Here is a 10,050-nt window from a genome sequence, read left to right on the forward strand (position 1 = left end):
TAAGCGCACCGGTTAATCAGAGCTCGGCGGGCGAGCGGTGCATTGCCCCGCCGCAGAGCGGCACCTCTTTTGCAAGAAATAGATCCTTGCAAGTAGCCCCTCCTCGGCTTCCTCAAAAACTGCGGCACGACTTGATCATGCGCCGCTGCGACCTGGATTTCGCTCGGGTAAAATTTACTCACTTTAGCACCGCTAGGCGATATAAAATTTGCCGCAAGAAGCGCTGCGATACGAAATTTAGTCTTGCAGATGCGGCGATTAAAACTTCCACCTCAGCACGGCCTCGCTCGCCTTAATGTCGCGTCGCAATATAAAATTTTATCGCACGACGCAGCCTTTCATATCAAAATTTCGCCCCGCGGCAACGCCTCAGTAAAAAATGCGATCCGATGCGCTCGGCAGCGGGCGCGAATTCCGCCTCGTCATAACATCGCCGCGGCAATAATTACAAACTTGCTATACGCATAGTGACTAGGACATTGTCCCCCGAGCGATACGGAATTTTGCCGTATCAAATTTTACCAAAGACGTGCAGCACGTAGCGCGCTTTCGTTTTAGCTAAAATTCTGCTGCGACGGAATTTTGCTCGCTTTCAAGCGTCGCGCGTTAAAATTTAAACTCGCCGTGCAGAGCCGCCGTATGTTTCAAAGTGCGTTTAGCCGCCGAAAAATCCACCGCTCTTGCCGCTCTTGCTTCCGCCGAAAAATCCGCTTCTGCCGCTTCGCGCCTTGGCGTTTTGCTGCTTTGCTTGATTGAAGCTGTCGACGCTTCTAGAATATGCGCTAGGGCTTTTATAGGCGGTTTGGCGCTGGCTTTGATAGGCAGGGTTGTTAAACAGCTTGCCGCCGATCCACGAGCCGATGATGGCGCCCGCGGCGCTTGCCAAGATCGCTTCGCCCAGGCTCATGCCGCCGCTGCTAAGCTGTGCGTTTTGGTTCGTCAAATTTGAAGTGCCGGCGTCGATTTTAGCGTTTTCTTCGGCTAAAAGGGCTTTGGTTTCCTCGTCGCTTAAAATTCTCTCCGTGCCGTCGAGCGATTTTAAGATGATCTGGGTCTTTTCGCTCGGAAATTCCTCTAAAATTTTATATTTTCCCGGCACTATCTCTTCGAGCCGCACGAGCGCACCTTCTTGTAGACGGACGTTTTGCTCCTGCCCCCTATCGTCGCAGCCTGCTAACGAGCCCGCCATAACGAGCCCGAAGCCGCTTACCAGCGCATAGCTAGCGATTTTGCGTAGTTTCATTTAGATCCTTTCAGTGATTTTATATCTAGGCTTTGATTTATCAAAAGTTCATTTCCCTCGACGCGGATAAACTCGCTCTTGCCGATGTTTTCGATGATTAGGCTTTGCGCTTTTGGGCGCTTTTTGCGCTTGAGCGATTTTACGAATTTTGCAAGGCTCGTCCATTCGCTACGATCGAAGGTTTTTTCTTTGATTTCGACATCGTAGGGTTTGGCTTCGCGGCTTTTGCTCGAAAGCAGCGGTTTGTCGAAAAATGATAAAAAATATCTGAGCTTCTCGTCGCGCTCTTTATACATCAGCTTGATTTCATCTTTCGAAGCGATTAAAATTTCCTCTTTTTCTTTGTGAAGTCTGTCCTTATCGCTTTGCAGCGCTTCGATTTTACCTTTTAGCTCGGAGATTTCTTTGATGAGATAGTCGATGAAGCTTTGAGTGCCAGCTGTGCCACTAGTGCGCGGGCTTTTCGCAGAGTTTTGCGAAGTGGGCTCGCTTTGTTGCATTTCATCATCTAAAAGCACGTAGCGTACGCCGCCGCTTTCCTCGGCGCGCAAGGAATTTCTACGGATGCGGTTATAGACGGCTTCTTTTGAAATTCCTAAAATTTCGGCTGCTTCGCCGATCGAGACTTTTTTCATACAAAGATGCCTTTTAGCGTTTTAGGTAATTATTGCTAAATTTGCCTAAAATAGGCATTAAACGCTTCGTTTGCAAAGATAGATTCCGCTTTACCGCAGCCGGCGCGCAATAAATTCCGCTCGCTTGCGCCTGCGCGATATAAAATTTCGCTTCGCTTGCAAAAGCCGCGCAAAATTATTTTTTGCTGAGCTTTTAGAATTTTAGCCCAATAATGTTGCTTAATTAAGTATATTTTTTATACACTTATGAAAAAATTTTAGTATTTCAAAGGAGGCGAAATGTCCGAATCGCCTAAATATAAAAAATCCGAAATTCGCTGTAAGCTCATTTTAGACGCGGCGCTGGAGCTGTTTTTAGCCAAAGGTTACGAGGCTACGAGCTTAAGCGATATCATCGAGCTTAGCGGCGGCTCGCTATCGTCGGTTTATAAGTATTTTGATAACAAAGAAAGCCTATTTTTACGCATCATCGAACTGCAAAGTAAAAAGCTTGATGAGCGAATGAACGAGCGCATGCGAATCAATAAAGACCTAAAATTGCGTGAGTATCTGCAGGAGTTTGCAGGGATTTATCTGGAGTTTCTTTTCGCTCCGGAAGCGATAAAATTCTACCGACTGATACTTTTCAGCGGCTTTAACGGCGCGCTTAGCGAGAGCCCAAAAATCTTTTTAAAAAGCGGCGTGCTAGGTTCGCCGAATGCGCTGGATGAGTATTTGGCGGCGCATGCGGACGAGTTTGCGCCCGGACGCACGGCAAAAAGCCTAGCGCTATATTTTTGCTTTTTGCTTAGAGAGCCGCATTTTAGCAGGCTGCTATTTTTCGACGAAAAGCTAAATTTCAAAGCGAGCGAGCTAATCAAGGACCGCATCGATATGTTTTTGCTCGGCGTAAAAAAGCGCTAATGGCGGAATTTTACGGCGTAAATTCCGCGCTTTTTGCACCTTTAAATTTTATGAGCGGTTTGGGACTTGGATTTTGTAGCTTGGATTCTATCCGTTACCAAGCGCTATAAAATGCCACGTATCCCGCGCTTAAAATTTTAATTCTATCGGCGCAGAATTTTTAAAACAATTAGAGCCAAAATTTTATTTTCCGCATTAAATTCTGTGCTGAAGTTAGAATTTTGCCGTTAAATTTCGCGCCTCTTGCCTGCGCCTTTAAATTTGCGCCACGCAGATTTTAAATTTAATAAAACCTCTTATAATCCCGCGAAATTTCAGATCAAAAGGATAAAAAATGGATTATGATATCATCGTAATAGGCTTTGGCAAGGCGGGCAAAACCCTTGCCGCAAAATCCGCCGCGCTGGGCAAAAAGGTCGCTCTCATCGAGCGCTCGCCGCAGATGTACGGCGGCACCTGCATCAACGTAGGCTGCATCCCGACCAAGCGGCTAGTTACCGCGAGTAAGGAAGCGGGCTTCGTAAATTTTAGCGTGCTCGGAGAGTATTTCGTGCTGAGCATGCAGAAAAAGGACGAGCTCGTAGAGGCACTGAGGGCGAAAAATTTAGCCATGCTAAAGGGTAACCCGAATATCGATGTAATCGACGGCGAAGGCTCATTTACGAGCGCAGATTCCGTGCGCGTGCTAAGTCCTGACGGACAAACGCGTGAAATTTCGGCAGAAACGATCGTCGTAAATACGGGCTCGAGGGAGGTCGAGCCTAGCTTTGAGGTAAGCTCGCAGATCGCTTATAGCAGCGAAGAAATTTTAAATTTAAAGATCCTGCCGAAGCATCTAGTAATCATCGGCGGCGGATTTATCGGGCTTGAGTTTGCCTCGATGTTTGCGGGATTCGGTTCGAAAGTCAGCGTGTTGATGCGATCGAAATTTATGAAAAACGAGGATGAGGACGTGGCTGCTAGCGTCAAATCCGCTCTGCAGGCCCAAGGCGTAGAGATTATCGAGGGCTGCGAGTTTTTGAGTTTAAAGGGCGGGGAGCTAAAATTTAACCTCGCGGGCGAGAGCAGGCTGATCGCGGCGGATGCATTTTTATACGCCCTCGGTCGTCGCGCGAATACGGGTGAGCTAAATTTAGCCGCTGCGGGGGTGCAGACGGATGCGCACGGCAATATCATCACAAATGAGCATCTGCAAAGCTCGACTGCTGGCATCTACGCGGCAGGCGACGTGCGTGGCGGCGAGATGTTTACCTACACGAGCCTAGACGATTTTAGGATAATTTTTAGCGCGCTTTTCGGAGACGGCGCGCGCACTACGAAAAACCGCGCACCGCATGCAAGCGTGCTGTTTACCCGCACGCCGCTAGCTCGCATCGGCCTTAGCGAGAGGCAGGCAAGAGAGAGTGGGCGCGAGATCAAGGTGCTGAAGCTTTCGATGGCAGCGGTGCCCGGCGCCAAGGTCGTAGCGCACGACGAGGGAATGATGAAGGCGGTCGTGGACGCAGCTAGCGGCGAAATTTTAGGCGCGGCGCTTCACTGCGTAAACGCGCACGAGATCGTTAATGAGCTGGCGATCGCTATGGCACTGGGCGCGAAGGCAGACTTTTTCAAAAATCAAATTTTTACGCATCCTAGCATCAGTGAGGCGCTGAACGATCTTTTCGGACAGTTTTAAATTTGAAATTTAACGGCGCTCGGGCTTAGGGATGTCCGAGTGCCTAGGCGTAAATTTATCATGAAATTTAATGCGCCGGAGCGGGTTAAATTTAGACTGGGTTCAATAATTTTAGTCCTTGCCACCAGCGCCTTTCTTGGTCGCTATAGCTTGGCACGCATCGCTTCATCCGCCGCTTGTAAAAAATAATTTCTAGGTTATCTTGGAATTGTTTTGAAAGAGCTGTGCGTAAAATTCTGTTATCACCTATCGGTATGTACTAATCGCTCGTTGTTTAGAATTTCAAAAATTTATACTTTATGGATAGGCTCAAAATTTTATCTATCCCCAAATATCAAATAGGCTAAATTTCTACTCAAATTCCCATACGCAACTATCCAGTATTCTCTTATGATATTTTTAATTTGTAAGTTATCGTCCAGAAAGTCGGCAAATATTTTAATCCTATCTTTGTCTACCGCGCCTAGCTCTTCATCCTCTTTCTCAAACGAAGCGACAATTAAATGCGACAGAGCAATCTTGTCGTGGAAATTTAATGTCTTGTTTTCTAGTAGATTTAGCATAGACGTAATTTTGCTGATGTCTGCTAATTCTAGCTCCCAATCCTGCTCATCTCCCGTCGAATCTAACCCCAAAAGCTTATTTAATTTTATTGCGCTTTCTTTTTTTACGAAATAATCGGTCATTTTATTATCCTTTATATATGTTTTTGCCGCGATATTTAGACGACTGCGCCATCTAGCAGCTTTTTGGAATTTTGCAAAGCCCATACGAAATTTTCGAGCTCTACGCAGTCTTTTAATTCAAATCCAAAATTTAACAAACCTACCAATAGGGCGTCGCCATCTTTTATGACATGCGCTATTAGATTGCCTTTATGTTCTATACTCACTTTATTTTCATATCTTGTAAATTTAAAGATATTTTTCGAGCATCTTCCGTTTCTTTTTGAAAATTTCTCAAACTGCTCCATAAAATTCGGTGTTTGATTCCCATCTTTTAGCCATAATCCCCCGGCGTATAGCGCCCATATAAGCTCGTAAAAATTGATATTATGCCGAGTTTCGGTAGCAGTAACCAAAAGCTTATTCGTTTCATGGTTGATCTCTATTAAAGCCTCTCTGTCCATATGCCAAATCTCGGCTACTACTTTTTCTCTATCCGGCACGGAGGCAATTAAAAATTCAAGTTCATTTTCTATCATATTAAAATCCTGTTTTTTGTTTTTTACCACCTAATTTAATTTGAATGTTCTATCGTTCTAGCCTAAATTATATTTATCCCATTCTTTTATAACTTCTTGAGCCATACTCTTTACGCAAAATTCCTGCCCTTTTAAATTAAGCATCTATTTTTCTCCATAAATTTTTCTATTAAGCTTATCGCATCTAAATCAAATTTCTATCCATATCAAATATTTTGGGATAGTTTTTATAGTTTATTTCGATATAATCGCCCTTTTTAAATTTTGCAGCTTGCGTTGATAAAACCTCTAAAACTACAAATTCAAATCCAAAAAATAGCTCATCCCACCCCTCTTCTCCTTCTTCGAGACCTGGATCACAGCATCCCTCAAAGTCGTCATAAAATCTGACTTTATATATATTGTTTTTATCAAACTCAATGATAAACTCTCTTTTGTTTAGTTCATATATATTTCTCGCCAAATTTTTCATAATATCGCGTTCGTTGTCCGAGAATCTTAACAAAAAATTCTCGTAAATTTCTCTTCCGCTTAGCATTGTGCTCCTTTCTATGGTTTAGCAAAGATTTGTCCGCTTGAACCTTTTAATCGGCTTCTTGGCCATTGTATTTCGCACTCTCGATCTCCGCAAGCGTTAATTTTGCTAAAGGATTGATAAGCTTAGTGATGCAATATTTATTATCGCATGTAATCACGCTTTGGCGCTCATCTACTTTCATTGCATTAGAGCAATTCGGGCACATTACATAGCCTTCGCCCAAATCAACGCCAATCGAAAAATTTAACCCTCTCTGCTCTTTCAAAAATCTAAAAAATTCCTCTTTTGAAATTTTGATATTAGAAAATAATCGAAAAATTTCTTCTGCCTTTTGCCTTATCTCGCCTTCTTTAAAAAATACGTTAGGAGCCTCTTTAAAATCTTCATCAAACTTAGAAAATCTACCCGTCATCATATCCAATTCTTTTAATGCCTGCTCTTCCGCTTTATTGGTTGCGCAATATTGCGATTCCAAATCATACATCTTATAAAATTCATCGCAAAACAGCTCTATATCGCACCAATCGTACATGAATCCAGCTATTAAATAATACAATTCTTCATTTTGCTGCATATTTCACCTCATTTTAAATTTTATCGCTATTTTTATCATTTACACCTTTTAGAATTTCACGTAATAGATCGTTTTCGGCGGCATTTTTCTCATCTAATATTGATACGCCCATAGTTGTTGGAGTAATCTTGGATAAAAATAGATTTACAAGCTCCGTTTTTTCATCGATTCCGTATGACAATGTAACGATATCCAATAAATCGTGCCGCTCTATAAAACCATCAAAGATATCTTCTAATCGCGACGCTTTCTCTGCGTAGAAGAATATCCACTTTACGCCTATAAGAAAATCCGTTGTGATATTACTAAAGATATCTATCTTATCCATAAAGTGCGATCCGATAAGCAAATATATATCCGAGCTGCTTTTCGATAAAGAGTCAAGCTCGTAAATAGAACCGATATTTTTATAATTTATCATTTTATTTCTCGCTCCCTTGTTTTTTTATCATCTTTAGCCACTCTTTTTCAAATTTAAAATATTTCTCAAGCTTTTTATTCTTTTCTATTTGATTCCACTTTTCTATCTCGGCATAATCTTGCAGTTCGCCTCCGCATTTAGGGCAAACACTCTTATCTTTAATGCCTAAGAAATTTACTCATATTTTTGAAATTTTACCGTAATTCTCCTGTAAAATTTTACTTAAATTTGGCTTCAGTCGTTTAAAATTTTATCTCTTTAAAATTTAAATTTCAGCTGTCACCTGGCGTTTTAAATTTTTGCCGTTTTTTAAATGCGCGCTTCAAACGCCGCTTTAAAATTTAGGCAGACGCGAGCAGGCGAGGAGTCACCGCGATAAATTTAAAGTCAAATTTTATTTCTAGCCATCTTTTAATTTGTTTCTTATCTTTGGTGTATTAAATCCCGCTTCGTTTCATTCGTAAATTTGAAACGTATCTTAAAAGCAAGGAGAGCCGATGAGCGAAAGAAATTTACAAATTTTAGGTTGGGCGGGCACATGCCTGTCGGTCATCATGTACGTATCCTATGTGCCGAACATAATGGCAAATTTAGACGGCAACAAAGTCCCGTTTCTCCAGCCGCTCGCAGCCGCGATAAACTGCACGATATGGGTCAGCTACGCTTTTAAAGTCCAAAAAGGACTATCCGCTCGCCGCGGCGAATTTTCCGGGGATCATCTTTGGGCTACTAACCGCAATAACGGCGCTTTAACCGCGCTTTTAGCGGCTTGATAAATTTCAAATCGCCCGCGCCGTATCTTGCCTGCCGCATCCGCAACGTTTTTTAGTCGCCCACTGCTACTACGTTGTAACTGCTCGCTAGTTGTCACGCCGAGCCCGAGCTAGCTTGCCACAAGCGCGTCCACGCCTCACAAACCTATTGCGGCACGGCTTTGAAATTTTGCAAAATCGCCCGCTCCGCATTCAAATCTGACGAATTTAAATAACTTTTATACAAAATTTGATAAGCTTATTTTGATTAAAATTTTATCTTTAAAAGGACGAAAAATGAAAAAGGTCATCACTTGCATCGATCAAAATGCGCTTGCCCCGGCGGTTAGAGATTACGGAATTTACGTCGCTAAAACCTTGGGTGCCGAGCTCGTGTTTATTCACGTAGTTGAAATCCCGGAGCTTGGTGAGAATTTTTATGGGCTAGCCGCAGGCGGAATCGTCCTAGGAGAGAATGATATCCTTGCAAATAGCTACGGAAGTCCCACACTAGGCGGCGTGGATGCAGAAAAGGACCACGAAGAAGCCGAAGCAATGCTGGATGAATATATCTGCGCTGCGACTGCTGCAGGTGTAAAGGCGAGTAAGATCATCAAAGATGGCGATTTCATCGACGTTATCGCCGAGTACAAGGAGGAAGCTGAAATTTTTGTACTCGGTATCAAGGGCTCAAATAACGAGGACGTAGGCTTTAACGCAAGCGTGCTAATAAAGGAGCTTCACGTGCCGTCGCTGCTCGTGAATAAGGAATTTTCACCTATTAACTCCGTGCTCATTGCGTTTGACGGCACTGACGCGGCGAAACGCACGCTTGAGTTTATAAAGAGCTCAAAGCTTCTTGCGAGCGCACATAAGCATGTCTTGCACATCAATCTCGATGCCGCAGAGGGTGAGCGGATGCTGGATCTAGCGCGCGAAATTTTAGGCACTCAAAACGCCACTTTCAAATACATCCAAGCCGAAGTTCCCGCCGATGAGATCATCAAATATCGTCGCGCTAATAACCTCGATCTGATCGCTACCGGCGCCTTTACGAAGGGCTTTTTCAAAAAGCTCTTTTTAGGCAGCGTCTCCGAGGATATCTTGCACAATGCGCTTGTACCGGTGCTAGTGCTATCGTAATCGCAAGACCAAACGCCGATAAACGCTAAATCCCGTCGCTTATGTTATTTTAAAGTGGCGGAATTTTAAAATTTTAAAATTTTAAATCCTTCGTTTTTCAAATTTATATACTTTTTAAAATTTATATAACAACTGAAAATATAGATAAACAACTAAATATCAATACTTTAAATAATAATATAAGTGGAAGTGAAGAAGAAATAACAAAAATTGCTGAAAATAATATAATAAAAGCTTATTTTAAAACTAGAATTGAAGATAATTCTGATAATCCAGAAAAATGGAACAATGATGATGTAAAAGAAATTAAAAGGCTTTTCCAATCAAGACTAGAATATGAAAAAGAAAGAATAACAAACGATCAAAGTTTAATGAATTGTGTTAAAGAATATGTTGCTAATAACGAAATTTTCCAAAAAATTAGAATTAATTTAAATAGTAATGTTGAAATGAAAACTTCTATTCAAGGTTTACAATCAACTTTATTAGGACAAAAATTAGCTAACGAATTACAAAAACATATTTATTCTGAAAATGCTTATATAAAAGAAACTTATAAATATAAAAATCAAAAAATGAAATCTCTACTTGAAGTTAATGAATTGGAAGAAGATGAATTAACAATAAAAAGAAAAATTAAAGAAATTGATTATTTTAATAAAAATGCCAAGTTATTAAAACAAGTTAATGAATATTATATTGAAAGTAATAACGATAATTTAAATTCTAATTTAAAAACATTAGAAAAAAATACAAAAGTAAGAAAAGATATTCGATTTGGAAAAGAATATAGTAACTTAGATTTTGATATATCTCCAAAAAGCTACGAAATGGATAGTAACGACTTTAAAAATAATTTAGAAATAGTAAAAGGAAATAAAAGAAAAATGGCAAGTCACGATTTACATTTGACACGCAATATCGGTATTATGGCTCACATTGATGCCGGTAAGACCACAACT

General features: G+C 41.5%; 12 protein-coding genes. 5 read left to right on the forward strand and 7 right to left on the reverse strand.

Annotation, left to right across the window (positions count from 1 at the left end):
- Window positions 1-655 precede the first annotated feature (655 nt).
- Together Q0600_RS06095 and Q0600_RS06100 are read right to left on the reverse strand one after the other, a co-directional pair.
- Window positions 656-1,243, reverse strand: coding sequence for a UPF0323 family lipoprotein (locus Q0600_RS06095; protein WP_298758126.1), 588 nt, complete (start codon window positions 1,241-1,243; stop codon window positions 656-658).
- Entirely contained in the window at window positions 1,240-1,878 is a 639-nt protein-coding gene (locus Q0600_RS06100) for a helix-turn-helix domain-containing protein (protein ID WP_298758128.1), read from the reverse strand. The genes Q0600_RS06095 and Q0600_RS06100 overlap by 4 nt, the downstream gene beginning before the upstream one ends.
- 279 nt (window positions 1,879-2,157) lie before the next feature.
- Between Q0600_RS06100 and Q0600_RS06105 the strand changes: the two genes are divergently transcribed.
- Together Q0600_RS06105 and Q0600_RS06110 are read left to right on the forward strand one after the other, a co-directional pair.
- Entirely contained in the window at window positions 2,158-2,781 is a 624-nt protein-coding gene (locus tag Q0600_RS06105) for a TetR/AcrR family transcriptional regulator (RefSeq protein ID WP_297950980.1), read from the forward strand.
- Window positions 2,782-3,115: 334 nt separating this feature from the next.
- Entirely contained in the window at window positions 3,116-4,456 is a 1,341-nt protein-coding gene (locus tag Q0600_RS06110; RefSeq protein ID WP_298758130.1) for an FAD-dependent oxidoreductase, read from the forward strand.
- Between the two features lie 317 nt (window positions 4,457-4,773).
- Here Q0600_RS06110 and Q0600_RS06115 read toward each other — a convergent pair whose 3' ends face one another.
- From Q0600_RS06115 to Q0600_RS06135, 5 genes are all read right to left on the reverse strand, one after another.
- Window positions 4,774-5,142, reverse strand: a complete 369-nt coding sequence (locus Q0600_RS06115) for a hypothetical protein (RefSeq protein WP_298758132.1) — start codon at window positions 5,140-5,142, stop codon at window positions 4,774-4,776.
- 35 nt (window positions 5,143-5,177) lie between these two features.
- On the reverse strand, window positions 5,178-5,660 hold the full coding sequence (locus Q0600_RS06120; RefSeq protein WP_298758134.1) for a hypothetical protein: 483 nt from the start codon (window positions 5,658-5,660) through the stop codon (window positions 5,178-5,180).
- A 184-nt stretch (window positions 5,661-5,844) separates the two neighbouring features.
- Window positions 5,845-6,198: a hypothetical protein gene (locus tag Q0600_RS06125; RefSeq protein WP_297914299.1), complete on the reverse strand. Its 354-nt coding sequence runs from the start codon at window positions 6,196-6,198 to the stop codon at window positions 5,845-5,847.
- Window positions 6,199-6,244: 46 nt separating this feature from the next.
- Window positions 6,245-6,772 carry a hypothetical protein gene (locus tag Q0600_RS06130; RefSeq protein ID WP_298758136.1) on the reverse strand — a complete coding sequence of 176 codons (528 nt, stop codon included), beginning with the start codon at window positions 6,770-6,772 and terminating at the stop codon, window positions 6,245-6,247.
- Between the two features lie 13 nt (window positions 6,773-6,785).
- The gene (locus Q0600_RS06135; RefSeq protein WP_298758138.1) at window positions 6,786-7,193 is read right to left on the reverse strand and encodes a hypothetical protein; all 408 of its coding nucleotides are present in this window, start codon (window positions 7,191-7,193) and stop codon (window positions 6,786-6,788) included.
- Window positions 7,194-7,690: 497 nt separating this feature from the next.
- On the opposite strand from Q0600_RS06135, the gene Q0600_RS06140 reads away from it, so the two are divergent.
- The 3 genes from Q0600_RS06140 to Q0600_RS06150 all read left to right on the forward strand — a co-directional run.
- On the forward strand, window positions 7,691-7,966 hold the full coding sequence (locus tag Q0600_RS06140) for a hypothetical protein (protein WP_298758139.1): 276 nt from the start codon (window positions 7,691-7,693) through the stop codon (window positions 7,964-7,966).
- Window positions 7,967-8,242: 276 nt separating this feature from the next.
- Window positions 8,243-9,088, forward strand: a complete 846-nt coding sequence (locus Q0600_RS06145; protein ID WP_298758141.1) for a universal stress protein — start codon at window positions 8,243-8,245, stop codon at window positions 9,086-9,088.
- 371 nt (window positions 9,089-9,459) lie between these two features.
- Window positions 9,460-10,050 (forward strand): hypothetical protein (locus tag Q0600_RS06150; protein WP_298758142.1); only part of this gene is annotated, 591 nt, incomplete at its 3' end.

Origin of the sequence: uncultured Campylobacter sp., from assembly GCF_938041645.1 — a bacterium.
In the GTDB taxonomy this organism is placed as follows: Bacteria; Campylobacterota; Campylobacteria; order Campylobacterales; family Campylobacteraceae; genus Campylobacter_B.

Excerpts from the sequence above, each read along its gene's own strand:
- Q0600_RS06095 (WP_298758126.1), bottom strand. The coding sequence starts at position 1,243 with ATGAAACTACGCAAAATCGCTAGCTATGCGCTGGTAAGCGGCTTCGGG.
- Q0600_RS06100 (WP_298758128.1), bottom strand. The coding sequence starts at position 1,878 with ATGAAAAAAGTCTCGATCGGCGAAGCAGCCGAAATTTTAGGAATTTCA.
- Q0600_RS06105 (WP_297950980.1), top strand. The coding sequence starts at position 2,158 with ATGTCCGAATCGCCTAAATATAAAAAATCCGAAATTCGCTGTAAGCTC.
- Q0600_RS06110 (WP_298758130.1), top strand. The coding sequence starts at position 3,116 with ATGGATTATGATATCATCGTAATAGGCTTTGGCAAGGCGGGCAAAACC.
- Q0600_RS06115 (WP_298758132.1), bottom strand. The coding sequence starts at position 5,142 with ATGACCGATTATTTCGTAAAAAAAGAAAGCGCAATAAAATTAAATAAG.
- Q0600_RS06120 (WP_298758134.1), bottom strand. The coding sequence starts at position 5,660 with ATGATAGAAAATGAACTTGAATTTTTAATTGCCTCCGTGCCGGATAGA.
- Q0600_RS06125 (WP_297914299.1), bottom strand. The coding sequence starts at position 6,198 with ATGCTAAGCGGAAGAGAAATTTACGAGAATTTTTTGTTAAGATTCTCG.
- Q0600_RS06130 (WP_298758136.1), bottom strand. The coding sequence starts at position 6,772 with ATGCAGCAAAATGAAGAATTGTATTATTTAATAGCTGGATTCATGTAC.
- Q0600_RS06135 (WP_298758138.1), bottom strand. The coding sequence starts at position 7,193 with ATGATAAATTATAAAAATATCGGTTCTATTTACGAGCTTGACTCTTTA.
- Q0600_RS06140 (WP_298758139.1), top strand. The coding sequence starts at position 7,691 with ATGAGCGAAAGAAATTTACAAATTTTAGGTTGGGCGGGCACATGCCTG.
- Q0600_RS06145 (WP_298758141.1), top strand. The coding sequence starts at position 8,243 with ATGAAAAAGGTCATCACTTGCATCGATCAAAATGCGCTTGCCCCGGCG.